Annotated in this window: 30 protein-coding genes; 15 read left to right on the top strand and 15 right to left on the bottom strand. The window is 48.5% G+C overall.

Features of this window, described 5'->3' with window-relative positions; genetic code table 11:
- Nucleotides 1–138 precede the first annotated feature (138 nt).
- The 3 genes from iscB to KNQ13_RS11145 are packed head-to-tail and all read left to right on the top strand — an operon-like array spanning nt 139 to nt 3,241.
- Nucleotides 139–1,395 (top strand): RNA-guided endonuclease IscB, encoded by a 1,257-nt coding sequence (iscB, locus tag KNQ13_RS11155; RefSeq protein WP_026829614.1) that lies wholly within the window; start codon nt 139–141, stop codon nt 1,393–1,395.
- Between the two features lie 33 nt (nt 1,396–1,428).
- The gene (locus tag KNQ13_RS11150; protein WP_026829613.1) at nt 1,429–2,664 is read left to right on the top strand and encodes an MDR family MFS transporter; all 1,236 of its coding nucleotides are present in this window, start codon (nt 1,429–1,431) and stop codon (nt 2,662–2,664) included.
- A gap of 19 nt (nt 2,665–2,683) precedes the next feature.
- Nucleotides 2,684–3,241 (top strand): GNAT family N-acetyltransferase, encoded by a 558-nt coding sequence (locus KNQ13_RS11145; protein ID WP_026829612.1) that lies wholly within the window; start codon nt 2,684–2,686, stop codon nt 3,239–3,241.
- A 78-nt stretch (nt 3,242–3,319) separates the two neighbouring features.
- Here KNQ13_RS11145 and KNQ13_RS11140 read toward each other — a convergent pair whose 3' ends face one another.
- Genes KNQ13_RS11140 through KNQ13_RS11120 form a run of 5 tightly spaced genes read right to left on the bottom strand, consistent with a single transcriptional unit; the run spans nt 3,320 to nt 5,739 of the window.
- Nucleotides 3,320–3,562: a hypothetical protein gene (locus KNQ13_RS11140; protein ID WP_026829611.1), complete on the bottom strand. Its 243-nt coding sequence runs from the start codon at nt 3,560–3,562 to the stop codon at nt 3,320–3,322.
- A gap of 58 nt (nt 3,563–3,620) precedes the next feature.
- Nucleotides 3,621–3,794 (bottom strand): hypothetical protein, encoded by a 174-nt coding sequence (locus KNQ13_RS11135; RefSeq protein WP_162833758.1) that lies wholly within the window; start codon nt 3,792–3,794, stop codon nt 3,621–3,623.
- Nucleotides 3,795–3,818: 24 nt separating this feature from the next.
- Nucleotides 3,819–4,628: an SMI1/KNR4 family protein gene (locus KNQ13_RS11130; RefSeq protein WP_209548370.1), complete on the bottom strand. Its 810-nt coding sequence runs from the start codon at nt 4,626–4,628 to the stop codon at nt 3,819–3,821.
- A gap of 31 nt (nt 4,629–4,659) precedes the next feature.
- A complete protein-coding gene (locus KNQ13_RS11125) occupies nt 4,660–5,415 on the bottom strand; it encodes an HAAS domain-containing protein (RefSeq protein ID WP_209548369.1) in 756 nt (251 codons plus the stop codon).
- The gene (locus tag KNQ13_RS11120) at nt 5,416–5,739 is read right to left on the bottom strand and encodes a PadR family transcriptional regulator (RefSeq protein WP_026831253.1); all 324 of its coding nucleotides are present in this window, start codon (nt 5,737–5,739) and stop codon (nt 5,416–5,418) included. It abuts the gene before it with no gap.
- A 158-nt stretch (nt 5,740–5,897) separates the two neighbouring features.
- Here KNQ13_RS11120 and KNQ13_RS11115 point away from each other — a divergent pair, with 158 nt between their 5' ends.
- From KNQ13_RS11115 to KNQ13_RS11100, 4 genes are all read left to right on the top strand, one after another.
- Entirely contained in the window at nt 5,898–6,671 is a 774-nt protein-coding gene (locus tag KNQ13_RS11115) for a CPBP family intramembrane glutamic endopeptidase (RefSeq protein WP_026831254.1), read from the top strand.
- Between the two features lie 95 nt (nt 6,672–6,766).
- Nucleotides 6,767–7,435, top strand: coding sequence for a GntR family transcriptional regulator (locus KNQ13_RS11110; protein ID WP_026831255.1), 669 nt, complete (start codon nt 6,767–6,769; stop codon nt 7,433–7,435).
- Nucleotides 7,420–8,343, top strand: coding sequence for a DMT family transporter (locus KNQ13_RS11105; RefSeq protein WP_209548368.1), 924 nt, complete (start codon nt 7,420–7,422; stop codon nt 8,341–8,343). The genes KNQ13_RS11110 and KNQ13_RS11105 overlap by 16 nt, the downstream gene beginning before the upstream one ends.
- A 52-nt stretch (nt 8,344–8,395) precedes the next feature.
- On the top strand, nt 8,396–9,106 hold the full coding sequence (locus KNQ13_RS11100) for a DUF554 domain-containing protein (protein ID WP_014970297.1): 711 nt from the start codon (nt 8,396–8,398) through the stop codon (nt 9,104–9,106).
- Nucleotides 9,107–9,165: 59 nt separating this feature from the next.
- Here the strand turns inward: KNQ13_RS11100 and KNQ13_RS11095 are convergent, their stop codons facing one another.
- Both KNQ13_RS11095 and KNQ13_RS11090 read right to left on the bottom strand, forming a co-directional pair.
- The gene (locus tag KNQ13_RS11095) at nt 9,166–9,645 is read right to left on the bottom strand and encodes an NUDIX hydrolase (RefSeq protein WP_209548367.1); all 480 of its coding nucleotides are present in this window, start codon (nt 9,643–9,645) and stop codon (nt 9,166–9,168) included.
- A 14-nt stretch (nt 9,646–9,659) separates the two neighbouring features.
- The gene (locus KNQ13_RS11090) at nt 9,660–10,421 is read right to left on the bottom strand and encodes an arylamine N-acetyltransferase family protein (RefSeq protein ID WP_251027422.1); all 762 of its coding nucleotides are present in this window, start codon (nt 10,419–10,421) and stop codon (nt 9,660–9,662) included.
- A 231-nt stretch (nt 10,422–10,652) separates the two neighbouring features.
- Here KNQ13_RS11090 and KNQ13_RS11085 point away from each other — a divergent pair, with 231 nt between their 5' ends.
- Nucleotides 10,653–11,609: a sensor domain-containing diguanylate cyclase gene (locus tag KNQ13_RS11085; RefSeq protein ID WP_209548365.1), complete on the top strand. Its 957-nt coding sequence runs from the start codon at nt 10,653–10,655 to the stop codon at nt 11,607–11,609.
- Between the two features lie 90 nt (nt 11,610–11,699).
- Here the strand turns inward: KNQ13_RS11085 and KNQ13_RS11080 are convergent, their stop codons facing one another.
- The 5 genes from KNQ13_RS11080 to KNQ13_RS11060 form a co-directional block, all read right to left on the bottom strand.
- Nucleotides 11,700–12,080 (bottom strand): VOC family protein, encoded by a 381-nt coding sequence (locus KNQ13_RS11080; RefSeq protein ID WP_209548364.1) that lies wholly within the window; start codon nt 12,078–12,080, stop codon nt 11,700–11,702.
- A gap of 25 nt (nt 12,081–12,105) precedes the next feature.
- Nucleotides 12,106–13,284, bottom strand: a complete 1,179-nt coding sequence (locus tag KNQ13_RS11075) for an MFS transporter (protein WP_209548363.1) — start codon at nt 13,282–13,284, stop codon at nt 12,106–12,108.
- Nucleotides 13,281–14,297, bottom strand: a complete 1,017-nt coding sequence (locus KNQ13_RS11070) for an ROK family transcriptional regulator (RefSeq protein WP_209548362.1) — start codon at nt 14,295–14,297, stop codon at nt 13,281–13,283. Before KNQ13_RS11070 ends, KNQ13_RS11075 begins: the two co-directional genes overlap by 4 nt.
- Nucleotides 14,298–14,484: 187 nt before the next feature.
- Nucleotides 14,485–15,186 carry a chitin disaccharide deacetylase gene (gene chbG / locus KNQ13_RS11065; RefSeq protein WP_209548361.1) on the bottom strand — a complete coding sequence of 234 codons (702 nt, stop codon included), beginning with the start codon at nt 15,184–15,186 and terminating at the stop codon, nt 14,485–14,487.
- Nucleotides 15,183–15,917, bottom strand: coding sequence for a GntR family transcriptional regulator (locus KNQ13_RS11060; RefSeq protein WP_026831263.1), 735 nt, complete (start codon nt 15,915–15,917; stop codon nt 15,183–15,185). Before KNQ13_RS11060 ends, chbG begins: the two co-directional genes overlap by 4 nt.
- A gap of 187 nt (nt 15,918–16,104) precedes the next feature.
- On the opposite strand from KNQ13_RS11060, the gene KNQ13_RS11055 reads away from it, so the two are divergent.
- The 4 genes from KNQ13_RS11055 to KNQ13_RS11040 are packed head-to-tail and all read left to right on the top strand — an operon-like array spanning nt 16,105 to nt 19,347.
- Nucleotides 16,105–17,433 carry a 6-phospho-beta-glucosidase gene (locus KNQ13_RS11055; protein ID WP_209548360.1) on the top strand — a complete coding sequence of 443 codons (1,329 nt, stop codon included), beginning with the start codon at nt 16,105–16,107 and terminating at the stop codon, nt 17,431–17,433.
- The gene (locus tag KNQ13_RS11050; RefSeq protein WP_209548359.1) at nt 17,430–18,713 is read left to right on the top strand and encodes a PTS sugar transporter subunit IIC; all 1,284 of its coding nucleotides are present in this window, start codon (nt 17,430–17,432) and stop codon (nt 18,711–18,713) included. The genes KNQ13_RS11055 and KNQ13_RS11050 overlap by 4 nt, the downstream gene beginning before the upstream one ends.
- On the top strand, nt 18,713–19,042 hold the full coding sequence (locus KNQ13_RS11045; RefSeq protein WP_209548358.1) for a PTS sugar transporter subunit IIA: 330 nt from the start codon (nt 18,713–18,715) through the stop codon (nt 19,040–19,042). Before KNQ13_RS11050 ends, KNQ13_RS11045 begins: the two co-directional genes overlap by 1 nt.
- Nucleotides 19,039–19,347 (top strand): PTS sugar transporter subunit IIB, encoded by a 309-nt coding sequence (locus KNQ13_RS11040; RefSeq protein ID WP_209548357.1) that lies wholly within the window; start codon nt 19,039–19,041, stop codon nt 19,345–19,347. The genes KNQ13_RS11045 and KNQ13_RS11040 overlap by 4 nt, the downstream gene beginning before the upstream one ends.
- A gap of 289 nt (nt 19,348–19,636) precedes the next feature.
- Here KNQ13_RS11040 and KNQ13_RS11035 read toward each other — a convergent pair whose 3' ends face one another.
- Nucleotides 19,637–19,960, bottom strand: a complete 324-nt coding sequence (locus KNQ13_RS11035) for a helix-turn-helix domain-containing protein (protein ID WP_209548356.1) — start codon at nt 19,958–19,960, stop codon at nt 19,637–19,639.
- A 632-nt stretch (nt 19,961–20,592) separates the two neighbouring features.
- Here KNQ13_RS11035 and KNQ13_RS11030 point away from each other — a divergent pair.
- The 3 genes from KNQ13_RS11030 to KNQ13_RS11020 are packed head-to-tail and all read left to right on the top strand — an operon-like array spanning nt 20,593 to nt 22,328.
- The gene (locus KNQ13_RS11030) at nt 20,593–21,255 is read left to right on the top strand and encodes a Type 1 glutamine amidotransferase-like domain-containing protein (protein ID WP_209548355.1); all 663 of its coding nucleotides are present in this window, start codon (nt 20,593–20,595) and stop codon (nt 21,253–21,255) included.
- 13 nt (nt 21,256–21,268) lie between these two features.
- A complete protein-coding gene (locus tag KNQ13_RS11025) occupies nt 21,269–21,862 on the top strand; it encodes a YdeI/OmpD-associated family protein (RefSeq protein WP_209548354.1) in 594 nt (197 codons plus the stop codon).
- On the top strand, nt 21,852–22,328 hold the full coding sequence (locus KNQ13_RS11020; protein WP_209548353.1) for an NUDIX hydrolase: 477 nt from the start codon (nt 21,852–21,854) through the stop codon (nt 22,326–22,328). Before KNQ13_RS11025 ends, KNQ13_RS11020 begins: the two co-directional genes overlap by 11 nt.
- A 90-nt stretch (nt 22,329–22,418) precedes the next feature.
- On the opposite strand, the gene KNQ13_RS11015 is transcribed toward KNQ13_RS11020, so the two are convergent.
- Nucleotides 22,419–23,462 carry a Fic family protein gene (locus KNQ13_RS11015; protein WP_261974214.1) on the bottom strand — a complete coding sequence of 348 codons (1,044 nt, stop codon included), beginning with the start codon at nt 23,460–23,462 and terminating at the stop codon, nt 22,419–22,421.
- Nucleotides 23,463–23,960: 498 nt separating this feature from the next.
- Nucleotides 23,961–24,704, bottom strand: coding sequence for a cardiolipin synthase (gene cls, locus KNQ13_RS11010; RefSeq protein ID WP_251027421.1), 744 nt, complete (start codon nt 24,702–24,704; stop codon nt 23,961–23,963).
- Nucleotides 24,705–24,788: the final 84 nt, after the last annotated feature.

Here is a 24,788-nt window from a genome sequence, read left to right as displayed (position 1 = left end):
ACACCTCTCGGTGCCCGTTCTAGCCGTTTGCCCTGTCGTCTGTGATTAAAAGTCCTGTTAGGTCGGGGCGGTGTTGCAGATGGAAAAAGCCTTTCCAACATTGACGAAGAACATCTGACTCTTAAGGAGGAAAACGATATGCTCGTTTTCGTACTCAATCAACATGGTGAACCTTTAATGCCGTGTAAACCCAGAAAAGCTCGTCATCTTTTAGACGAGAAGAAAGCAAAAATAGTCAAGCGAACACCATTCACCATTCAACTACTCTACGGGGCAAGTGGTTATAAACAACCGATCTCCCTCGGGGTGGACGCCGGAACGAAGCAGATCGGTTTCTCAGCGACAACATCCACAAAGGTCTTGCTCGAAGGAGAAGTTCAACTGCGCACCGACATCCAAGACCTACTAGCGACACGACGTGCCATGCGAAACGCAAGAAGAAGTCGGAAGACACGCTACCGTCAAGCTCGATTTCTTAATCGTAAGAAACCCAAAGGATGGCTTGCTCCATCCATTCAGCATAAAGTAGATGCCCATCTCAAACTGATCCGGATGATTCATCGTTTGTTGCCGATCAAACATCTAACGATTGAAGTCGCTCAGTTCGACATTCAAAAAATCAAGAACCCTGATATATCCGGTGATCTGTATCAGAAGGGCGACCAACTCGGTTTTTGGAATGTCCGAGAATACGTGTTCTTCCGAGACAAGCACATGTGTCAGCATTGTAAAGGGAAGTCGAAGGATAATATCCTAAACGTCCACCATATCGAAAGTCGTCGGACCGGAGGTGATTCTCCTGACAATCTCATCACACTCTGCGAAACATGCCACCACAAGATTCATCAGCAAAAATTGGAGCATCTCTTCCAACGGAAGTCTCGTTCTCTCCGTGATGCCTCACAGATGACAGTCATGCGTTGGTTCATCTACAACGCCGTCAAAGAAGCGTATCCTTACGTCAAACTGACCTATGGCTTCCTAACGAAGAACACACGCATCCAAAATGGACTGGAGAAGCGTCATGCTGTCGACGCACGTTGCATCAGCGGGAATCCATTAGGAGAAGCACCGAAGGTGTCGTATCTTTTCCGACAGGTACGCGCGAACAACCGTCAACTGCATAAGATGACCATCGGTAAAAAGGGTAAAAGAAAGGCAAACAAAGCGGAGCGCCTTGTCCACGGCTATCAACTGTTCGACAAGGTGCAATACGAGGAGCAAACGTGTTTCGTGTTCGGAAGACGCAAGAACGGCTACTTCGACCTCCGAACGATAGCAGGCTTCAGCATTCACAAATCTGCTTCTTATAAGAAACTGACATTGCTCGAGAAAGCGAAGACCTGGCTCGTCGATATCCAACCAGAAGGAGGTGAAGGTCGGTCCCAACCCTGACTAAAGTCGGGGATCTCCGCCGATCTATAAAAAATGAAATGGAAAGAAATGCCTCAACCAATTAAAGTCAGACTTGTAACGTCGTTTTTTAACCGGACGATTTCGTTCGCCATCATGCCGTTCATGGCCCTGTTATTTGTTCAAGCGTACAACAAAGTATTTGCCGGCGTCTTTTTGATCGGGACGGTGATTATCAGCTTCCTGATCGGTTTGATTGGCGGCTATCTCGCCGACCGCTTTCCGAGAAGACGGTTGCTCGTTTTCTCGACGACTGCGACCGGATTGATGTTTTTGACGATGACGATTTGTCTCGCCATGGATCAGATGCTACTTTTTACGATTGCCTATGCCGTCTTCACGGTGACGAGTAATATCGGTCGGCCGGCGATGAGTGCAATCATCATCGATGCGACGACGCCGGAAAACCGGCGTGCCGTTTATGCGATCGACTACTGGTTGATCAATCTGTCGATTGCCCTCGGAACGGCGCTCGGTGGCTGGCTTTACGTCAGCAACCGGTTGTTCTTATTCAGTCTTTTGACGTGTACGTCCCTGCTGTTGCCGGTGGCGTATCATTTCCTGCTCGACGAATCCAAACATGTCTGGCAAAAACAACCGCTCCGGACCGTCCTCGTAGATCTCGGAAAAAGTTATCAGATCGCCTGGCGTGACCGGCCGTTCGTCAAAGTTGTCTTCGGTTCGATGTGTATTCTGGCCGCGGAGTTTTCGATGGGGAGTTACGTTGCCGTTCGTTTAGCGGAAGAATTCGATACGGTGACGATTGGTGACCTGACCGTTAACGGCGTCCGGATGCTCAGTCTGATCAACATTGAAAATACGATTCTCGTCGTCTGTCTGACGTTTTTCATCCAGCGTCTGTCGAACCGTTTTACGAACAAACAGGCATTGGTCGGCGGACTGGTCCTCTACATCATCGGCTATGCGACAGTGACGAGTGCCAATTCCCTGACCTTGCTGCTGACATTCATCTTCATCGCGACGATCGGGGAACTGCTCTATTCCCCAACGCTGAATGCGGCACAAGCCAACATGATGCCGGCTGACCAACGCGGCGCTTACTCGGCCTTTGCCGGCACATCGCACGCCGGTGCCGATTTACTGTCGCGGTCGACGCTCATCCTCGGAGCGATGCTTGCGCCGTTCATGATGAGTGTCTATATCGGACTGATCGTTTGTCTCGGACTCGGACTGGTCTACCTCGGCTTGTTCCGGAAAGAAAAAATCGTCGAGAAACAACAGGCTTCTTAAAGTGGGAGGGGATAGAAACGTGGAAATCATTGAAACAGAGCGGCACCGGTTACGGCGCTGGCAGAAAAGTGACGCCGAGAGTCTTTATGCGTATGCGAAGGATCCGCGTGTCGGACCAAATGCCGGCTGGGCACCACATACGTCGCTTGCCGAAAGTCGGGACGTCATCAACATCTTTCAAGAGGCGAACGACGGGTATGCAATCGTCGACAAGGCGACGGAAAGGGTCATCGGCAGCTTCGGTTTTCATGACCGGCGTCCGATTGAGGAACTAGCCGACTTGAAGCAGGTCGAGTTCGGATTTGTTCTTCATCCCGACTACTGGGGGCAGGGCCGGATGCCGGAAATCGTCCGGACCGCCCTCGGAGTGGCATTTGAGACGATGAAAGTCGATCTTGTCTGGTGTGCGCACTTTGACTTTAATGTTCCGTCACGCCGGGTCATCGAAAAACTGGGATTTGAACATGTGTTGGACCGACCGTTCGTCATGGGACGGATTGACGGGCGGACCGTGACGAGCCGGCTGTACCGCTGGACACGGGAACGGTATGAAGCACAGTCGAATAGTATCCGGTAAAACAGTACAAGACGTCCTTCTCGAAAGAGGGACGTCTTGTTTTTGGAAAAAATCGTTGGGAAGGAAGCAGGCGTCCCGTCAGCGTTTTTTACGGACCCTGTATCTAAAGAACAACAGGCTTACGGACAGACTGATGATTGCGGCAAGGATACTTTTGATCAGCGCGTGACGGGTCAGGCCTTCCATCACGATGCCGTTGAATTTTTGGACGAAGGTTGCTTCCGGGACCCAGTCGATGACAGACCCGATGCCTAAAAATGCAGGAAGGCTCAGCAAAAGATAGACGCTGATGAAACCGAGGAGAAACGTTTTGAACTTCATACTGAAGCACCTCTATTCCTGTCGTGTTAAGAAAATAGTCTTTCTCATCAGACGGCTGTCATGACTGGACAAGCACAATGATTAGAAGGATCGTAGAGAGTGATCCGGCGGTCAATAAGGTCAGCATTTTGGGACGGTTAAAATCTTGAGATGATTTAGATACTTCTTTTGACAGGCTGATCCAAATGGTCAGAGAAGCGATAATGATCAAAAACAAAAAGGTTTCAGACATAATGTAGACCTCCCGAAATGAATGTTAATCTTCAGCGCGTAACCAGTTGATGTAAACATTTAAATCGGAATCAACTCCTTTTGATTCCAGGAGTCGTGCCAACTGTTCATTGGAAACGTAAACGTCCGCCCCTGTATTCAACACCAAATTCGTCAAACTTTGGGCGAAGAAGTCAAGGAGGTCCGGCTCCGTCGTCGTGTTGATCCGTTTCATCATTTCCTGGACTAACCGTTCTTGTTCCAAACCAATCGTCATCCAACTACCGAATGCATATAAGACGGTATCGATATCCTCACTTTGAATAGAAAGATTAATTTCTTCGATTGAAGGATAACTGGCATAAAACGCCTCTAAATCAAGTGGTTCTAAGTCTGGTTCTTGGATCATCCATCGGGACAGAAAATCTTGAAAGGTTGGAGCCACTTCGCGTGTGGATTCATCGGAAGTGTCAAGGTACCACACGGACGGATTATTATCCTGTTGATCAAAGTTTAAATAGTAAATATAGATTCCTTCACCGTCACCGATAGTGACATGTTTGCCAATGATGTCCCATTCCGGCAAAACAAGTTTAGTGGATTCGACGAACGAGTCGTAGCTGAGACCTCCGAGATACCGAATGGGTAAGTAACTGGCTTCTCCAGGTTCCGACCACGTATTTTCAAAATCTACTGAGACAGCGTTATACAGGAGACAACCTCCGTTTTGGTTTCTTAATACGCTGAGAAAACTTTCAGGAAATGTAATCTGCAGTTCATGTTCGATTTGTTGGATGTCTTGTTCTGACAAAGGCGCGAGAATGCCGTAATCGTCTTCTTGATCCCAAATATTCAATACTCTCTCTCCAATCTGTGTGGTAAAGAATTCATGTTTGATTCGCTTTTTTGGATTTTGTTTCGTAAAAAAACAGCCCGGTCATCAAAACAGCACCACAAACATATCCGACGAGCACAGCGATGAGTGGTGAGCCGTCAAATCCGTACCGGATCACGACTTGCGGCAACAGGTAAGCCAGCAGTCCGAGCGGCAAGACCCAGGTCTTCGCCCGGTACGCACTGTATCCGATGAGGAGGAAGGCGATAAGTCCGATGATCGAACTGGTCAACCAGGAAAAATGGATTGTCGGCGACGTGATCTGCGAATCGGTTAAAAACAGTCCCATTAACAACAAGAAAATCACACCCGTGGATAGACCAAACAACAGGAATGGACGTTTCGAAGGGGCGTGCGTCGCGCTGTAACGTAAACATCGACTCAAAACGATCAGTAAAGAACTGATCAAGAGGATAAAGCCGACTAAAAAGTACAGACTGTAGGACAGCGGTCCGTCGAGCAAGTCTTGAAACAACAGAAAACTGAACACACCTGCGAGAATTTGAAACAGCAGCCAAAACGATTCGTGGTAATCGGTCGTCATTTCCGTGGCGATCGATTGAATATAGGCGGCCGGACTGTCACCGGTGATGGCTGCAACCGATTTGCCGTCCGACTCGGCTTCCTGTAAATGATTCTCAAGTTCGGTCACGATGTCCTGCGTCGCCTTTTCATTTTTTCCGGACGCAAGCAAGTAGACCTTTAAGTCTTCTAGAAATCGTCTTGATTCGTCGGATAACGTCTGCATTTAAGACTCCTCCTTTAATATATGATGAACGCTTGCCGATAATTGACGCCATCGTGCCGTGAATGCCGCGAGTTCTTTGCGACCGTTTGGTGTAATGGCATAATACTTCCTTTTCGGTCCGCTCGGTGAGACTCGTTGTGTCGCTTCGATCCAGCCTAGTTTTTGCATCCGCATCAACAACGGATAGACCGTCCCTTCACTGACGTCGGCAAAACCGTGGGCGGCGAGTTTAGTTGCCAGTTCATAACCGTATACTTCTTCCTCTGCAATCAAGGCGAGGAGACAACCGTCAAGAATGCCTTTTAACATTTGGGTGGATGACATCGCGATTCCTCGTTTCACTATCATGTAATACAAGGTAAGTGTATCTCATGCTATCTTGCAAAACAAGGTAGTATAGGAAAATCATGATTATTTTTATCGGAAACGCGGTAAATAACATGTAAAAGTAAGGTCAGCCGAATTCTGAGGAGGGAATTCGTATGGAGAAACGTATGATCATCATTTCAGCTGCTGTTGTCGTCCTGATTATGGCAATCGTCATGGTCGTCTCCGCCTACGGCTTTGGGATTTCGTATGGAGAACCGGAGTTGTTACGCATTGCGATTTTTGGAGAAGTCCTGACAGCAATTTTCTTAGTGTGGTTTATCCGCCGCAACAGTTCGTTTGAAGCAATCGGTTTTTCCACATTAAAAATTCGGGGACTCGTCTGGTACCTGCCGATTCTGTTGATCGTCCTGTATCAAGTCGTCCTCGTCGTCAATGCGTTGGTTGCTTCCTATGACAATCTGTCTGCCGCAACGATTCAGCTTGTCGCCATCGTCTTCGTGACGACCTTGTTCGTCGGCTTTAACGAGGAAGTGTTGTTCCGTGGCATCATCTTGCGCAATCTCCATCCGGAACAGCATCCGTACCGGGCGATTCTGATCAGTGCCGCCTTGTTTTCCTCCTTCCATCTCATTAATTTGATTGCTTTGGTTCCATTGACGTCGATGATTGTTCAGCTAGCGAATACCTTTTTGTTTGGTCTGTTTTTTGCCCTGATTGCGCTGAAACTCAACAATCTGTGGCCATTGATCATTTTTCACGCCTTATGGGATTTTTCGAACATCGCAGCCGACGTCTTGAATGTCGATCTCGCCATTCCGACCTTGATCACCCAAGTGTTTGTCGCGATTGCGATTCTTGTACAACTGATTTTGCTGAAGCAGCATGATCTCAGTCACTTAAAAGGACCGTTGACACCGAATGTGTAACATAGGAAAAAAAATGAAGCATCTCATGACGGGATGCTTCTTTTGCTGGAAAAAAATACTGTACAGTAATAATTGATATGTAATATATTAGTTGTATGAAAACTCAACCGATTCAACGAACTTCCTTAAGTGAAGAAGTGTATCAACGACTGCAACAGCAAATCATCACCTTAACCTTGGCACCGGGTCAAAAACTGAACGATCAGCAACTCGCGGAAACGTTTGGCGTCAGCCGGACGCCGGTCCGCGAAGCGTTGAAAAAATTGGAAGAGGAGGGACTCGTCGTCACGAAACGGGGATCACGGACGAACGTCACGATGCTGGATGCGACGCAGGCCCGGCAGACGTTTCCGATTGTCGCGACACTGCATGCGTTAGCGGCGCGTGTCGCATTTCCCTTATCGGAAACGGACATCATCCGCTTAATTAAAATCAATCAATCGTTTCAGGACGCGATAACACGCGAAGACGCGGAGTCGGCGTTACAACTCGATGATGCCTTTCATGGTCTGTTCCTCGAACGGAGTCAAAACGGTCAACTGACGGAAACACTGAACCGGTTGACGCCGCTGATCCGTCGGCTCGAGTATGCCCAGTTCAGCCGTCACGGTCATGATTCGGTCACGGATCATCAAACGATCATCGAAGCCTGTCAAAGCGCGAATATCGAAGCACTCGTCCGTGCGACGGAACACAACTGGAACGGGCTCGGACGACATCTGATCGCGGCCTTAGAGGAGGAATTACCATGCGACCCATCCTGATCGGGATATTCGCGGCGCTGTTTTTTGCCGTCACCTTCATCTTGAACCAGTCGATGCAAGGGAGCGGGGGGCACTGGATCTACAGTGCGGCCTTACGCTTTTACCTGATGTTGCCGTTATTAATACTGATTGTCGCCTACCGGCGCCGGCTCGGTCGTGTCTGGTCGGCACTCCGGGAAGCGCCGCGCTTTTGGCTGACCTACGGGACGATCGGCTTCGGGATTTTTTACAGCGGGATTTGTCTTGCTGCTGACTATTCACCCGGCTGGCTGATTGCCGGGACGTGGCAAGTGACGATTCTCGCCGGACCGTTGCTGGCGCCACTCTTTAAGCAATCGATTCCCTGGGCGTCACTGCGCTATTCGTTGTTAATCGTCGCCGGTGTCTGCCTGATGCAACTGTCGGTCGCACAAGGGGTGTCCATTTCGGCATTGCTGCTTGGTGTCCTTCCGGTCCTCTGTGCCGCGATCGCGTATCCACTCGGCAACCGGAAGATGATGGAACGATACGGGGACGAACTCGATGTCTTTGACCGGATTCTCGGGATGACGGTGGCCAGTCTGCCGTTTTGGCTGGTTTTATCGGGCATCGCATACGTGCAGGTCGGTTTACCGTCCGCAGGGCAAGTCGGGCAGTCGGGACTGGTTGCCTTATTTTCCGGCGTCATCGCGACATCATTGTTCTTTTATGCGACGACACTCGTCCGGACCGAACCGATTCGGTTGGCGGCTGTCGAAGCGACCCAGTCGTTTGAAATTTTGTTTACCGTGCTCGGAGAGATGCTTTTTTTACATACGGTCTTTCCGACCGGGCTCGCCTTAGTTGGCATGCTGCTCGTCATGCTTGGTATGACCATTCACAGTGTCAAACAGGCCCAGTCCAAACGAGTACCAGAACTTGAACTATAATTATTTCAATTACCGAATGTAAATGTATTTACTTAGAAAAGAGGACAACAGTATGGTCTTAACCGGCACACTCGTCAACACAGGATTAATCATTATTGGTACATTACTCGGCTTGCTGTTCCATAAAATTCCCGAACGGATGAAGGAGACGGTCGTCCAGGCAATTGGTCTTGCCGTCGTTGTGCTCGGTGTCCAGATGGGATTGAAGAGTGAAAACTTTCTAATCGTCATCGGTAGTCTCGTCTTAGGCGGGGCAATCGGTGAATGGTTACGGATTGACGAAAAACTGAACCGGGTCGGCGAATGGCTCGAGCTGAAGATCGGTCGGGGACGTCCGTCGAATATTGCCGAAGGGTTCGTCACGGCAACCTTGATTTTCGTCATCGGAGCGATGGGCGTGCTCGGGGCGCTCGACGGCGGGTTACGTCAGGATCATGACGTGCTTTATACCAAAGGTCTGATTGACGGTTTTACGGCGCTCGTCCTCAGTTCGACACTCGGGATCGGTGTCATCTTTTCGGCGATTCCGGTTCTCGTCTACCAAGGGGCGATTGCGCTTGGCGCCGTCGCGATCACTCAGTTCGTTCCGGACGCCATCTTGCAACAGTTCATCGTTGAGATGACGGCGACGGGTGGCGTGATGATTTTAGCCATCGGCTTGAATCTTGCCGGCATTACGAAAATCCGGGTTGCTAATCTGTTGCCTGGTATCGTGATGGTCGGTTTGATTGTGACCGGCTTGGAACTGTTTGGTTTTAACTAAAAAAGACGTCTCTCCGCTCGGTTGACCTTTTTCGTCAGCAAGCGGAGAGACGTCTTTTTTTAATGGATTTCCTGTTCTAAAGGGACAGCATGATAATCAAGTAATCGGTGTCCGTCATACTCAAACGTATGGAGCTGTAGTGTTGTCTGTTCCAGGACACGTGGCAAGTACGCTTTCAGATTACTGATGACACCGATGTTGTCCGGCTCAAGGATCCAGTCGAGCCGTTTCCAGTCAAGAATGCCTTCGCGGGTCGCGAAGGGTGTCGTCAGTTGCTGATCTGGCGGCAGTTCGGCAAGAAACAGATAAATCCCGGCCGTCTCGTCCGCCCGTAAGAGGATTGTTCCCGAAAACTGGACATCGGTCAGAGCCAGACCGGTCTCTTCGAACGTCTCCCGGATGACGGCTTCCGTCGGAGACTCGCCGGCTTCGATTTTCCCGCCGACGCCGTTCCACATGCCCATCGCCGGCTGTTTTTGGCGGTTCAGTAACAACCATTGATCCGCTTTTCGGATTAAACACAGTGTATATCGATACAAGCGCTATCACATCCTTAAAAGAAGTCGTTTTTCCAGGCCGCATACTGGTCGTCGGACGTGACCGGTCGAATTGTTTTCTTTCCGTCCGTCCACGTCGTCAACGCCTGTTGGGTCAAAATTCGATGACCGTCCGGTGTCCGGATGGCAAGCAGGCTGCGTTTGTTAAACGGAGACGCCGGATGGTCCTGGATGACGTGTTCGATTTCTGTCAATTGTTCTGGCCGTAATGTCTGTTGCGTGTAGAAGTGGTAACCGATGACGAACTCATCGTCCTGACCGTTCCGTAACATCTCGAGCTGATAACCGGCACCGTTCGGGGCAATCCGGAAGCTGCCGCTTGCTGAACTGATTGTTTCTCCGGTCAACGGAATCGGACGTAAGGCGAGATTAACACCAAACCCGGTGTCGACAACGTACGTGTTTTCTTGATGCTGGAGCAAAACAGCGACGTGTGTCGGACCCGTCGCGGACCAGACTTCATTTTCCTGATCAAAGACGGTCGCTTTGACGAGGGAGACATCAAACCCTTTGATCCGCAAGACTTCGTATAGTAGATAATTCAAGTCGTAGCAGACGCCCCCGGTCTGATCCGTCACGAATGTCTGTTCAAGACGACTCTGGTTAAATGGGGCAGTTCGTTTTGACAGGACCGCCTGGTTATCAAACGGGAGATGGTAGGCAAACGCTTCGAGTAACGCGGGTAAATCGTCAAACGAGATGACGTGTCCGAGTGGATACTTGATCCGGACGGCAATCTCTTTTATGAGTGATGACAACGGGAATTCCTCCTTTTTCGTCTTTTCATTATCGCACAATCTGTCCAAAAACTAGTATATGTAAATTCCCATCGTTTTGCTCGGTTGGAACCGGTTCTGTTTTCTCGGTTCTCATGTTCCGGTTTGGTCTCATTTCTCTATTGAGGATATGGTAAAATGGAATTCTTACGATAAGGATGAATAGAAATAGGCAAACGAAATCTCTAAAACTATGACGTATCGAGGTGCCGGATGAATATACAATTTGAAGAATTGAAGATGTATACGAAATTTGATGATTTAGCCGAGGATTTACTTAATCTGGCTAAAGAAATTCTGCCGGAACAACTGTTTTATTTATCGGTAATCAATGAATCCGAGCAATTGATTTTAAAACTATCCAATGATCAGACCAGTATGCGTGTCACGGAAGGGATGGTCATTGATTTGAATTATTCGCTGTGCCAGCGAATCGATTTTCAAACGAAACAACCGTTAGTGTATGAGGACGTCACAAAAGAACCGGGTCTCGATGGAATGAAAGAAATACTCGAGCAGGCTAACGTCCGGTCCTATTTAGGGATTCCGATTTCACTGACGAATGGAGAAAAGTTCGGTACTTTGTGTGCTATCAATGATGAAGCCAGTCTGTTTGAGAGCAAGAGTATCGAGTTACTGCAACGAATTGTCCGTCTGTTCTCGTATTATCTGGAACTGGAACGGTTCGTCTGGCGCGATACGTTGACCGACCTCTACAACAGACGGTATTTGATGAACCGCTTCGATACGCAACCTCACGAAGCGGGAGCACTCTTTTTCCTTGATTTGGACGGTTTCAAGAAAATCAACGATGTTTATGGACATGACGCGGGTGACACGGTATTACAAGAGGTGGCAAGACGACTTCAATCGCTGATTGCGGGACGAACATCAGTTTGCGCCGTTCGCTTGGGCGGAGATGAGTTCGTGCTCCATTTTGCCTGTTGCGACAGTCAGGAAACGTTGGTCCGGCAAGCAGACGAAATCCTTGCCTGTCTGAGTAAGTGGGATGCGTATGACCTGTCGGCGAGTATCGGAATCGTCTCGTATACTGCTGCGAAGGAAACCAGTTTAAAAAATCTCCTGCGGCAGGCAGATATCGCGTTATACGAGGCCAAGTCGTCCGGTAAGAACAGGTACAAATGGTTTAACGCACAACAAGAGACCTGACCGCATGGACTTACGATCTAAAAACACCATCCGTCTGCATGGCCGCTTCTGCGAGAAGGGCATGAAGACCAATGGTGTTTTTGTTTGTCGTCAGACGGTCAGTTCAATCGTCAGACCTTCCGGATCGAGAAAAACACTTTCATAATAGCCGTCTCCTGTCAGACGCGGACCGTCGATCCGGGTATAGCCGTCCTGTTCGAGTCGGTTCGTCAACTGATCGACAGCGAAGCGGCTCCCAAGTGAAAAGGCGATGTGGGCATAACCGAACCGGTCGCGCGGGGCTTCGTGACCGATATCCGTCCGGTGCATCAATTCAAGCCGGGCTCCTGATTTAAAGTGCAGGAAATAAGACGAAAACCCTTTTGTCGGATTGTGGTACAACGCATTGGCCTGAGCCTCAAAATACGTTTCATAAAAGGTTCTCATTCGTTCGAGATCCTTGACCCAGATGGCGAGATGTTCAATTTTCATGATAGCAAACTCCTTTTCTGAAGAATTAGGAAGCGCGCGACAACGCCCGTTTGGCGAGGACACGATTAAGACGTTCGGAACAAAGCAACAGGAACAAAATCATCAGGAATCCTGTGACCGGGAACAGCTGCAACGTCAAGAGCGAGGCAAGAACACCAAACAAGGGCGGTAAAAATGTACTGCCGCTGTAGGCAAATGCCATCTGGATCCCCATCAAGCGTTTCGCCGCATCCCGTCCGAACCGGACCGGTGTTTCGTGCAACATCGCCGGATAAATCGGAGCGAGTCCAAGACCAATCAGGATGAACCCGGTGAACATCAGACCGTTGACCGGAATAAAGAACAACAGGCTGCCGAGCAGGGCGGTGCCTTGTCCCGTCCGAATCAACTGACGGTTCGTCATCCGTAGCGATAAGAAACCGCTTAAGAACCGCCCGACCGTGATGCTGCCGTAATAGACGGAAATCCAGGTCGCTGCCGTCTGGACCGAAAACGACTGTACTTGAACAAGATAACTGCTGCCCCATAAACCAATCAAGGCTTCGGCACCGCAATAGAGGACAAATGAAGCTAACGCAAACGGTAGTCCGACTAACCGTTTCGACGGAGTATCGGTTAACGCCAAATTGTCTGGTGCATCCGAGACAGCAACCGGTGCCTGTTTCCAAAGCGGCAAACTGAGAAGAAGCAGGAGGGCAAGACCAAACTGGGTCAAGGCGACGGTCAAATACCCGCTGCGCCAGTCCCCAGATTCGCTCATCATTGCCGCCATGATGAGTGGTCCGGTCGTCGCACCAACACCCCAAAAACAATGGAGCCAGTTCATATGATGGGCTTTGTAGCGCGTCGCAACAAAATGATTCAGGGCCGCGTCAACGACGCCGGCTCCGAGTCCAAGCGGGATCGCAAGTAGAAACAGCCAGATCAACGACGGGGCGACATAAAAACCGAGCAGGCTACTCGCTGTGATCGCCGCGCAAAACGCTGTGACATGACTCGTCTCGAACCGGTTGAGAATCTTGCCGCTGAACAGACTCGAGATGATCGTTCCGCCGGCAATCGTCATGAACAACCAGCCGGCGACTTCGAGATCGGCCCCGAACTCCGTCCGCATGACGGGCCAGGCGACCCCGAGCAACGAATCCGGTAACCCTAAACTGATGAATGCCAGATAGATGATGCTGAGTAATAAGACACCACTCATGAAGAACTCCTCCTGTTCGCTGATAAAGGTTGTTCGGTCAGAAGCTGTAATCCGATTCGGGTCAAACCGTTCAGGTAATCGGTTTCCCAGTTACTCCGGATCAAGAGCGGGATATGTGCTTCCGGGATGTATTCGGTTGTCTTGAACTGGATTTGTTCCAAATCGTGCTCCGTCAGTTCCTCCCCGTTAAAGATCAACAGACGCGGATTCAATGTCGCGGCAAACGTCGCCGTCAAGCGGCTGATCGCATCAATCGTCTGGGCGTCTAAGGTAGCTCTCCGCTTGGCGATTGCCTGTCCGAATGTCATCTTGTCGTATTGCGGGACGACGGAGATTTCACCGGCAAAATGACTGCTTCCGCGGACGAGTTGTCCGTTGATCAAGATCCCGGAACCGGGACCGTTTTTTCCTAAGTACAAATAGATCAACGATTGTTGACGGTTCTGATCTGCTTCGTGGAATCCGACCACAGCCGCATTCATGTCGTTTTCGATGACGACCGGTAACCGGAACTCGGACTCGAGCGTCTGTTTCAGATCGACCTGTTGCAGGGACGGATAGTCAGGTGCAAAAAAGACTTTCCCGTCTTCGACCGATGCCGCCACCCCGATACTTAAAAAGGTGATGCGCGGGTCTTGCGCAAGCAACCGGTGAATCAGGCGGACGAGAGCCGGAACATGCGGCTGCTGACGGGGAACGGATACCGTTCCGTTCGTTAGCAACGTGCCGACTGCGTCGAATATCCGGTAACCGATGGCATCGAGTTCGAGATAAAGCGCCAGTCCGTGGGTGTGATCGGCCCGGTACCGGTATCGTTTGGCCGGACGCCCGCCGCTCGATACATCCGAGTCCTGTTCGTCGACCTCACCATGCTCGATTAAAATGTCCAAATGTTTTTTGATCGTCGGGAAACTGGTCGAAAGAGTACGGCTCAGTTCCGGAATCGTGTGAAGCCGTTCAAATAAAAGTGCTTGCCGCACCAGGGTTAATAAATCCGTGTTCATACCAGCCATCAGGCACCTTCCTTATACTTCTTAAAATATTTTAATAAGTACTCGGGTTAAGTGTAGCAAGCGAGGACACAAATGGCAAATGGTTTAAAAGATTTCTATACAAAAAATACGCCAAGGTAATCGATTTGATCGAAAACCTTGGCATATTTTCAACAGCGGGGTTTGTCATCTGCTCATGAAGGTCATGTCATCTGCTCATGAAGATCATGTCATCGGGCAATGCAAGTTTTGTTAATAACGCGAGTTCTTCTTCCCGTTGTGTCGTATACGAACTGACGTCTCGAAGATCCGCATCGACATACGCCGGGTGGACCATGACCTCAATCGAATTGCTATCGAGTAGACGAAGTTCTTCCCATAGGTCACGATAAATCCCTTCGCCATAAAAACCGGTATACAGCGTGTCCGTCAACAGATAGTCCGGATGAGCGGCAAGCGTCGGGGCAAAACGGAGAGGCACCCCGTAACGCCGGGCCAACTCTAACACGACTTCTTGCAGCGGTTCCCACCCGTGAATATGGTGATGACTGTCGAGATGATGTAACGGCAGACCGGTTGCTAAAAAAGCTTCGATTTGTGCCGTCCATTCCGTCAAGACGTCTTCTTGCGAAGGGGGAATCTGTTCCATGTATTGGTTTGTAAAGCGGAACTGACCGGACGCGTCCGTTAATGTCGTGGTCGTCGTCAATGGACGTCCGTAAGACAAGACAAGGTGAATACCAACCTGTAACTGTGGAAAACGTTTTGCTTGTTGCACGGCATACGGGACGGCCCGTCCATTCATCATCAGCGTCGTCGCATGAACGATTCCGTTTTGATATGCCTGAATGATGCCGTCTGTCACACCACGTGTCAAACCAAAATCATCGGCATTAATGAAAATGTTCATAAGGCGTCACCCGCGGCATAATGCCGTTCAATGACGAAGTTCGTCTTGTCGCCTCTGAAATAGGAGCGGGAATATTCGATCGGCTCACCGTCCTTGTTTTCCGCGACGGTTTCAATATAAAAACAAGGCATGCCGAGTTCACAATCCAAATGGGCACTGATTCGTTCGTCTGCCAACGTGATTTCAAGTGATTCGGTCGTTTTGGCGACGGAGATCGCAAATGTCTCGCGGAGCGTCGTGTATAAGGAATGTTCCGCTTGTTTTTTCGTGATGCCTGGCGCAATGTGCCAGGGGATATAGGAAATCTCATATTGGGTCGGTTCGTCATTGGCCCGGCGAATCCGCTCGATCCGTTGAATCGGATCATTCAGCGTGACATGCAATTTTGCGACGATGGCCGCATTTGCCGGGACGACGGTCAAATCAACGGCGGCGACATGACCCCGTTTGCCTTGGACGGCGAGCTGCTCGGTATAGGTGTTCGGTGTATCCGATAACGTTTGCCGTACTTTTTGATCGGCGACGAATGTCCCTTTGCCTTGCTGGCGAATCAGGTACCCTTCGAGCGTCAATTGGTTCAAGGCGGCGCGGACGGTCGTCCGGCTGACATCAAAATCTTCACAGAGCTCATATTCGGTCGGTAATTGTTGGCCGGCTTGATAGAGTCCGGATTTAATCCGTTCTAACAACTCTTCTTTGATATAGGAGTGTAACGATTGGTTGGTTTCCATGACGGACCTTCCTTCACGATTTTTCTTTTATTGTAGCGATAAAAGACAACTGAATGCAAATGTTATAACAAGTTAAAATAATTTGTATCGATACAATTAATATTTGTATTTACATTTGTTATTTTTGTATGATGCATTACAATCAAGAAAAAGAGAAAGCGTTTACAAACAGGAGGAGGTTTTTATCATGGGCATCAAAGTCGTCATTATCGGAGGTGGATCAAGTTATACACCTGAATTAATCGAAGGATTCATCAAACGGTATGAATCCCTTCCCGTTTCTGAAATCATCTTATGTGACATCGAATCCGGAACAGCCAAGTTAGACATCATTACCCGACTTGCAGAGCGGATGATTCGCCGGTCTGGTTTGCCGATTCGTGTAAGTTCAACATTAAATCGCCGTCATGCCCTGGAAGGAGCGGACTTCGTATCGACGCAAATTCGTGTCGGCGGGCTTGAGGCGCGGGCACTCGATGAACAGATTCCGTTGAAACACGGTTTTATCGGTCAGGAAACCAATGGCGCGGGCGGGATTTTCAAAGCGTTCCGGACGATTCCCGTCCTGCTCGAACTGTCAAAAGAGATGCACGAAATTTGTCCTGACGCCTGGCTGATTAACTTTACGAATCCAGCCGGTATCGTGACGGAAGCACTATTGAAGCATGGTCCGCATCAAAACGTCATCGGTGTCTGCAACATTCCGTTTAACATGCGGAACTCGACGGCCGAAGTCTTGCACGTCGATGTCAAGCGCGTCTCGATCGAGTTTATCGGTTTAAACCATTTTGTCTTTGGACGCCGGGTCTTTGTCGACGGAAGCGATCGAACGCAAGAGGTGATGCAGCGACTGATGACGAAACAGATCGATTTTTCACCGGCGAATATCGTTAGCCTCGGTTGGTCCGACTCCTTCTTGCAAGCCGTCAACATGTTACCGAATCCGTACCACCAGTACTATTTCCAAACCGCCGAGACGCTTAAGAAGGACCTCGCCGCCTACAATACGAACGGCACGCGGGCCGAGATTGTCCAGGAAGTCGAACGGACATTGTTCGAAGCTTATCAGGATGAGCGATTGGACGAAAAACCGGCTGAACTCGAACTACGCGGTGGCGCGTATTACAGTGATGCCGCCTGTTCCCTGATGGATTCGATTTACAACAACCGTGGAGATGTTCAAACGGTCAACACATTGAACCGGGGAGCGATTTCCGACTTACCGGTCGATGCCGTCATCGAAGTCAACGCCGTCATTACGAAAGAAGGTCCGCTTCCGATCACGGTCGGTCCATTGCCGTTATCTGTCAAAGGACTGATTATGCAAATGAAGCAGATGGAAGAACTGACGATTCAAGCCGCGTTAAGCGGATCCGTCAAAGATGCTTATCTGGCCTTTTTGATGAATCCGTTAATTCAAGATGAAAAGCGGGCGCAACCGCTACTCGAGGAGATGTTGCTTGCGCACGCAGCATGGTTACCACAATTTCAATCCAAGGAGGCGCAACGGACATGAATAAGTTCATTGAAATCGCAGGAAGAATCGGGGCCCAACGCCATCTCGTCGCGATACGGGATGGATTCGTCGCCATCATGCCCCTGATCATCGTCGGGTCGCTCGCGATACTGATCAATAACTTCCCCGCCATCGGCAGTCTTGATTTCGTCGGTTGGATGAACGGGTTGTTTGGGGAAGGAAACTGGCAAGGGTTAGGGGGAAACATCTGGAACGGATCGTTTGCGATTTTAGGATTGCTGGTGGCTTTTTCGATCGCCTACAGCCTGGCTAAAAGTTACGATGTCGACCCGTTGTCGGCGGGGTTGATTTCCGTCGCCTCCTATATCATTCTTGTCCCGGTCACGAAAGACTGGGGACTCAGTTTTGTCTGGCTCGGCGCGCAAGGACTATTCGTCGCCATCATTCTCTCTCTTTTGACGACCGAGCTGTTCCGCATCTTACTGAAGACACGGTTGACGATCTCGATGCCGGATGGGGTTCCGGATGGTGTCGTCCGCTCGTTCCAGGCATTGATTCCGGCCACGTTGATTTTGATCCTCGTCGGCGGATTCCAATTATTCATGACACTGGCCATTGAATCAAGTCTGTTTGAAGTCATCTTCAACAGCATTCAAAAACCGTTGCAAGGGTTCGGGGACACACTTCCGGCGGCAATCGCGATTGCCTTTTTAAATCATATCCTCTGGTTCTTCGGCTTACATGGGACAAACATCATCGGAGCCGTCATCGAACCGATTTATCTGCCATTGATTCAGCAGAACCTGGAAGCATTCCAGGCCGGGACTTCGGCTTACGACGTCCCGAATACGGTGACGAAACCTTTCCTCGACTCATTCGTATTCATAGGGGGTTCCGGTACGACGCTTGCTCTTTTGTTCGCGATTTTCTTTGTCATCCGCGAACAGAAAAATCACCCCTACCGCGAAGTCGCCAAGTTATCGACGCCCGCTGGATTGTTCAACATCAATGAACCGGTGATTTTCGGCTTACCGATCGTCTTGAACCCGATCATGTTGATTCCGTTCATCCTGGTGCCGGTCACATTGACAATCGTCTCCTATGTCGCGTTGTCGACCGGACTGGTTCCAAAAACCGTCGCGATTTTACCGTGGACGACACCGCCTTTAATCAGTGGCTATCTCGTGACAGGCGGGAGTTGGCGCGGAATCGCCCTGCAAGTCGTCAACTTGACGCTCGCGACAGCGATTTATGTCCCGTTCGTCGCAGCAGGTGTCCGGGCGATGAAAAAACAAACAGAAGGGAAGATGGCAAGCTGATGACAGAAGAACTGCAAATCCTATCGTTTACGATGATTCTTCACGCAGGCAATGCCCGTTCGGCAGCAATGGAATCGATTCAGGCTGCAAAAAAAGGAGACCTCTCGTTGGCACAAACCAAATTGGAAGAAGCCAATCAAGAAAGTCTACAGGCGCATCGTACCCAAACGACCTTACTGCAGGACGAAGCGAAAGGGATCGAAACGCCGTTATCGATTTTGTTGATTCATGCGCAAGACCATTTGATGACGGCGATGACCGTCAAGGATTTAGCGTCCGAGATGGTTGAACTGTATACGCGAATCACACGACTGGAGGAAAAATCATGAACATTCTACTCGTTTGCTCGGCCGGTATGTCGACGTCGATCTTAGTCCGGAAAATGCGTGAACAAGCTGAGGCACAAGCTCTTGATGTGACAATCGAAGCGATTCCTGAAAGTGAATTATTGCATCATCTGGATCAGACAGATGTCATTTTAATCGGACCACAAGTCCGGTATTTAGAAACGAAGATTCGTCAAGTCGCAGAACCAAAAGGGGTTCGTGTCGCGATCATCAATCAGATGGCGTATGGTCTGATGAAAGGGGACTTGGTCCTCGAACAGGCTCAATCCTTATTAACAGAAGCTTAATTGTCTCCACGTCAGTAAGTAAAACCGGTCTATCCTTAGACTGAACTAGCGATATGAGACACATATTAAACACCTTGATTAGGCTGCCGGTACACCGTATTTTATCGGTGTCAGGTAGCCTAATTTTTCTTGAATTCGCTCTTCATAATAATTTAGATAATCGCTTATTCTAGCTCCGTAGGTGCTTCCACAGGTTCTTTAACCCAACGGTAATAGTTTGCTCTTGGTATATTCAAGGCGCTAAGGATGGCAGTTACCGTATACTTCTCCCGCATAAGCTCTACCATTTTTAGGATTGCTTCTTTTTCAATTCCCGTTCGATCTCCATGTACTTTTTTAAGATTTCGTTCTCCATCCCCAAGTGAGATATTTTTCGGTCTTTCTTGTCATCTTCATTCGCAAAATCAGGGCCGTGTCCGTAGGTATACTGTTTTCCAATGGGTTGATCAAATCGATAGAATTCATTAGTTCGATACCATCTCATACATGTTTCGACTTGCGATTTATTTTTGATTCCATACTTCTCCATAATCTCTTTCGTCGTTAATTCACCACTCAGTTTGTCTTTGACTACTGCCCACTTTACTTCGCTTGAATATACGTTTTTGCCCACGCAAAAACACCTCCGATATTAGTACTTTTTAAAAGTGTACCACTCCGAAGGTGTTTTATATTGTCTCATAAATTTAGGTTAGCCCACCTACCGATTTTACTTGCTGGCTTTTTTTCTGAACATGAATCGATAAAGCAACAGGAACAGGTTGAACTACCTCCACCTACGCTTTGCTTAGAGGTGGAGGATTCCTGAGTTATTCGACCTACCGGTCGAAACCTTATCAGGCTAACCCCGTCGTCCCGACGGTTGAAAGTTAATCTTGTCTGTTTCTTTTGCGCGGATGCCTACTCTGCTTGGTTTTCGCTACTTCGGTCATCCGCAAGGTGAACGTTGAAGATTTTACGTGACAGACGAACTTCCTGTCACAACCCTATATCTTCAGTTTTCAAAGAACATGACTCTTTTTTTATTCCTGATTTTAATTGTTTTCAAACCAAGAGTGTCGGACAATTGACGTGTCGCAAGACACGCCTTGTCCGAAGACGATCTATCCCCCACTTATACTAGGGCTTCGCCCTGAACGATTAGAAGTGGGAGTATTCTCGTCTAATTTTGATAAAAATGAAACGTGAAGAAGTAGTATAGAATCGTAAATCGCTTCAACATTCAATCCGGAAAGAAGGGTTCTTATGAAATTATTGCTGACTTCAGGCGGCATTCAAAATGACAGTCAACGTCGTGCACTCGTCGACTTACTCGGAAAACCGATTGCGGAGGCACATGCCTTGTGTATTCCGACGGCCGTTTACGGAATGAAGGAGGGTCCGTACCATGCGTATTCATTCATCACGGGAACCGGTTCAACACCGATGTGTGAATTAGGATTTCAGTCGGTGGGTGTTCTCGAATTAACGGCACTACCGAGTCTGGATGAATCACTCTGGGTACCGCTTGTCGAACAGGCAGATGTGCTATTGGTGAATGGCGGAGATCCGTTATTTTTAAACTACTGGATGAAAAAGTCTGGACTTGCCGACCGATTGCCTTCGCTAAAAGCCGTATACGTCGGGTTAAGTGCCGGTAGCATGGTGCTGACACCGCGGATTGGTCAAGCGTTCGTGGAATGGACACCACCGGAGATGGCGTCGGATGAGACTCTCGGATACGTTGATTTTTCAATTTTTCCGCATCTGGATCACGAACTTTTACCGGAAAATACATTGGATGAAGCTGTCCGATGGGCGGCTGATCTCACAGGACCATCCTATGCGATTGACGATCAAACGGCGATTCAGGTTGTTGATGGCGTAGTGGAAGTGATTTCAGAAGGTCACTGGAAACGATTTGATTAAAACGGAGGGATTCATGGACATCACAAGACAGTTGCATGTCGAACGAATCGAAGAGTGGCGCAATTGGTTGGAAAGTAACCATTTAACAGAGACTGAGATTTGGCTCGTCTTCTATAAAAGAGATGCGGGTGACTACCAGCTGGATTACATCGAGACGGTTGAGGAAGCGCTTTGTTTTGGCTGGATTGACGGAATCAGCAAAAAGATGGATGACTCAACAAAAGCCCAACGCTTTACGCCGCGCCGTAAAAACAGCCACTGGACGGAACTGAACAAGGAACGGGTCCGTCGTTTGACGGCACTCGGAAAGATGTACGAACAAGGCAAAAAGGTCTTGCCGGATTTAAAGACACCCTTTGACATCGATGAGGCGATTCTCGAGGAACTAAAAAAAGATGCAGCGACCTATCAGTTTTTTAAGACGTTGCCGGATCTTTATGTCCGGGTCCGAGTCAGTTACATTCAGGAATACAAGCCCGGTAGTCCGGAATATGAAAAACGCTTGGCCAACTTTTTGAAATACACGGCACAAGGAAAAATGCTTGGACGATGGGACGACGGCGGGAAATTAACGGGGACTTACAGGGGTGACGACGATGATATCTGATGAAAAGAATAGACCGACTTTTGGTGTGAAACGAAAAGGCCGGCAATACCAATATAAAAAAAGTGTTTATGGTGTGGCATACGATCAGCGACAGCAGACATTCTTAACCGTCGAGACCCGGCTGAACAATCGTTTTTTGCCGGGTGGGGGAATCGAGTGGGGAGAAACACCGGAGCAAGCACTTCACAGAGAGCTGCTTGAAGAGACCGGGTTTTCGATTCAAATCGATACGCCAATCGGCCGTGCTGAACAATATCTGCTGTCACAAAAAGGGGAAGCGATTCTCAACGATGCGTTCTTTTTTAAGATAACGTTACGTGAACAGATACAAGCGGCAGTCGAAGAAGACCACCGTTTAGTCTGGCAGCCTTTTCGAGCAGTGGATGGATTGTTTCATGCCCATCAAGCCTGGGCGGTCAGAGAAGGGTTACAGTATAAAGATGAACACCTCTTATCTAATACCTAAAAAAATAAAAAGCATCAGGTGTTCGGGATTGTCACGTGCACTTGATGCTTTTTCGTTTCTGAAATCCTATGACGAGTTAAAAGAACAAGGTTATCTTTTGATCCATTTTGCTCCACGTCCACGTCCTGACGGTTGGATGAATCCTTCATCCCGAAGTTCACGCAGAATTCGATTAATCGTTGCCTCGCTGACATCAGGACAGGCGTTTCGGACATCTGCTTTATTGAACGGTGTAATGCGGCTTTCGACAAATTGACGAATTCGTCCCGCCTTGTTTTGATTGCCGGTCGTAATCAGTCCGACGCGCTCCTCCAGTTCCTTATACGCGGCAAGGATTGTACTCAACAGGTAGTTGATCCATGGGAAAGGATCTTGCTGATTCTGATGCCAGTGGATGGAGGACAGTCGAAGCGATTCATAGTAATCTTCTTTACGCGACTCGACAATCTTTTCAAGACTGATGTACCGCCCAACCTCGAAACCTTCCTGGTAAAGCATTAATAGTGTTAATAAGCGTGACATCCGACCATTTCCATCATTGAATGGATGAATCGACAAGAAATCGAGTACAAAAAGGCTCGTCAAGATAAGTGGATCGACGTCTTCTTGTTGCCGCCTGTCACGCAGACTATCGCATAATGCTTGAACTGAGGAAGGTGTCTCGAATGCCGGCACCGGAACGAAGCGTGTCCGTCGTGTCCCGTCAGGAAACGTCTCGCTGATTTCGTTATCGACGTTTTTCCAACGACCACCTTCGACGGGAACGAATTTATAAAGTTCTTTATGAAGTTGTAACAATACGTTTGCATTGATTGGAATATCTTGTGCCGAAGCATGTATCAAATTCAAGACATCGCGATAACCGGCAATCTCTGCCTCGGAACGGTCGGCAGGATCGGCTGATTTCGACATGATGGTATGGAGGCGGCTTTCTGTAACAACAATTCCTTCAATCGCGTTCGATGCTTTTGTCGACTGAATGACAGCGACGTCTCGTAACGTATCGAGAATTTGAGGAGCTTGTTGTTTATATAAATCTTGTTTTCCTTTATATTCATTGATCCGGCTGATCAAGCGGACTGTTTCCATCGGTAGTGCAATGGTATTTAAATAACTATACGTATAGTTTCTCACATGTAGCGCCTCTTTCATTAATAGACTCATTGATAGCTAAACATGTTCATTTATTAGAAAAATGAGTATGTTTAATTAAACTATAACGTATTTAAACGTGTTCAAAAAGAATAAACATACTCATTTTAGGACAAAATGAGTATGTTTATTAAAAAATGAACTAATTAATATGGATTTAAAACGTTTAAACATATTCAAAATCAATCAAAATGAGTATATTTAGCGATAAATGAGTTAATTAATGAGTGAAATTCATTTGACCCTTTACCGCTCATATTCGCGAAGTTTGTCTTCTAAAATCCGCAAGCGTTTGTGCATGTTATAAAAAATCGGCAAAAACGCTACTGTTACAATCAGCAAAATCCCCATATCCACTCTCCTTTTCGTTGCTAAATAGCCAAGAAATAAAATAAGTTCAAAAGTATTATTTCATAATTTTTACTATTTTTACAAGTTCTCCTTTCGAGTGAAGTTTTTCAATTCATAACCGAGCAAGTTTTACAAAATTGGTGACAAAAGCCGCGAGATACTCTCCTTAAAGCGGATCATCCGCGGACGGGCAGCATATTTTTCCCGGGTCAGCAAGGCACTGTCGGCAACGTCGGACAAAAAGAGCAGCTCCAGTTCTTCGGCGATCGCTGCATCATACAAAATCGCATTCATCTCGAAGTTCAACCGGAAGCTCCGGGCATCGATGTTCGTCGTTCCGACAGAGGCGATTTTTCCATCGACGACAATCGTTTTCGCATGCATGAAGCCGATCTCGTACGTGTAGACTTCCGCGCCGTGCTGGATCAGTTCACCGACCGCGGCATAGGTCGCCCAGTAGACAAACGGATGATCCGGTTGGTTCGGAATCATGATTTTCAGGGAGACGCCGGACGCTAACGCAATCCGGCAGGCATCCATGAAACTGGCGTCCGGAATAAAATAGGGCGACTGGATATAAATCGATTTTTCCGCAGTATGAATCATTTGAATCAGCATGTTTTTCAGGTATTCCGTTTCCGAGGTCGGACCGGACGTCACGATTTGAGCCGGGACACGCTCTTGCGAATCGGCTAACGGCGGAATCGGTGCCGTTGACCAATCGGTCCGTTCTCGGCTCGCCGCGTCCCAGTCCTGTTCGAAGTGAAACTCGAGTTCCTCGACGACGGGGCCGAGGACCCGGAGATGGGTATCACGCCAGTAACCGAACTGTTCATCTTCCCCCAGATATTCCGAGCCGACGTTAAACCCCATAGATGTCAACTTAGCCAAAAGATGAGTTGAGAAAGCTCTCATTTTTTATTCCTGATGCGTTTCATTCGGATGATTAGCGGAAAA

Origin of the sequence: Exiguobacterium sp. s128 (genome assembly GCF_018618815.1) — a bacterium.
GTDB lineage: Bacteria > Bacillota > Bacilli > Exiguobacteriales > Exiguobacteriaceae > Exiguobacterium_A > Exiguobacterium_A antarcticum.
The sequence above is the reverse complement of the archived record's forward strand: the minus strand, read 5'-3'. Positions and strand labels throughout refer to the sequence as shown.

What these genes read in the sequence shown, in the direction of transcription:
- iscB (WP_026829614.1), top strand. Translation starts at nt 139, where the DNA reads ATGCTCGTTTTCGTACTCAATCAACATGGTGAACCTTTAATGCCGTGT.
- KNQ13_RS11150 (WP_026829613.1), top strand. Translation starts at nt 1,429, where the DNA reads ATGAAATGGAAAGAAATGCCTCAACCAATTAAAGTCAGACTTGTAACG.
- KNQ13_RS11140 (WP_026829611.1), bottom strand. Translation starts at nt 3,562, where the DNA reads ATGAAGTTCAAAACGTTTCTCCTCGGTTTCATCAGCGTCTATCTTTTG.
- KNQ13_RS11135 (WP_162833758.1), bottom strand. Translation starts at nt 3,794, where the DNA reads ATGTCTGAAACCTTTTTGTTTTTGATCATTATCGCTTCTCTGACCATT.
- KNQ13_RS11125 (WP_209548369.1), bottom strand. Translation starts at nt 5,415, where the DNA reads ATGCAGACGTTATCCGACGAATCAAGACGATTTCTAGAAGACTTAAAG.
- KNQ13_RS11120 (WP_026831253.1), bottom strand. Translation starts at nt 5,739, where the DNA reads ATGTCATCCACCCAAATGTTAAAAGGCATTCTTGACGGTTGTCTCCTC.
- KNQ13_RS11115 (WP_026831254.1), top strand. Translation starts at nt 5,898, where the DNA reads ATGGAGAAACGTATGATCATCATTTCAGCTGCTGTTGTCGTCCTGATT.
- KNQ13_RS11110 (WP_026831255.1), top strand. Translation starts at nt 6,767, where the DNA reads ATGAAAACTCAACCGATTCAACGAACTTCCTTAAGTGAAGAAGTGTAT.
- KNQ13_RS11105 (WP_209548368.1), top strand. Translation starts at nt 7,420, where the DNA reads ATGCGACCCATCCTGATCGGGATATTCGCGGCGCTGTTTTTTGCCGTC.
- KNQ13_RS11100 (WP_014970297.1), top strand. Translation starts at nt 8,396, where the DNA reads ATGGTCTTAACCGGCACACTCGTCAACACAGGATTAATCATTATTGGT.
- KNQ13_RS11085 (WP_209548365.1), top strand. Translation starts at nt 10,653, where the DNA reads ATGAATATACAATTTGAAGAATTGAAGATGTATACGAAATTTGATGAT.
- KNQ13_RS11080 (WP_209548364.1), bottom strand. Translation starts at nt 12,080, where the DNA reads ATGAAAATTGAACATCTCGCCATCTGGGTCAAGGATCTCGAACGAATG.
- KNQ13_RS11075 (WP_209548363.1), bottom strand. Translation starts at nt 13,284, where the DNA reads ATGAGTGGTGTCTTATTACTCAGCATCATCTATCTGGCATTCATCAGT.
- KNQ13_RS11070 (WP_209548362.1), bottom strand. Translation starts at nt 14,297, where the DNA reads ATGGCTGGTATGAACACGGATTTATTAACCCTGGTGCGGCAAGCACTT.
- chbG (WP_209548361.1), bottom strand. Translation starts at nt 15,186, where the DNA reads ATGAACATTTTCATTAATGCCGATGATTTTGGTTTGACACGTGGTGTG.
- KNQ13_RS11060 (WP_026831263.1), bottom strand. Translation starts at nt 15,917, where the DNA reads ATGGAAACCAACCAATCGTTACACTCCTATATCAAAGAAGAGTTGTTA.
- KNQ13_RS11055 (WP_209548360.1), top strand. Translation starts at nt 16,105, where the DNA reads ATGGGCATCAAAGTCGTCATTATCGGAGGTGGATCAAGTTATACACCT.
- KNQ13_RS11050 (WP_209548359.1), top strand. Translation starts at nt 17,430, where the DNA reads ATGAATAAGTTCATTGAAATCGCAGGAAGAATCGGGGCCCAACGCCAT.
- KNQ13_RS11045 (WP_209548358.1), top strand. Translation starts at nt 18,713, where the DNA reads ATGACAGAAGAACTGCAAATCCTATCGTTTACGATGATTCTTCACGCA.
- KNQ13_RS11040 (WP_209548357.1), top strand. Translation starts at nt 19,039, where the DNA reads ATGAACATTCTACTCGTTTGCTCGGCCGGTATGTCGACGTCGATCTTA.
- KNQ13_RS11030 (WP_209548355.1), top strand. Translation starts at nt 20,593, where the DNA reads ATGAAATTATTGCTGACTTCAGGCGGCATTCAAAATGACAGTCAACGT.
- KNQ13_RS11025 (WP_209548354.1), top strand. Translation starts at nt 21,269, where the DNA reads ATGGACATCACAAGACAGTTGCATGTCGAACGAATCGAAGAGTGGCGC.
- KNQ13_RS11020 (WP_209548353.1), top strand. Translation starts at nt 21,852, where the DNA reads ATGATATCTGATGAAAAGAATAGACCGACTTTTGGTGTGAAACGAAAA.
- cls (WP_251027421.1), bottom strand. Translation starts at nt 24,704, where the DNA reads ATGGGGTTTAACGTCGGCTCGGAATATCTGGGGGAAGATGAACAGTTC.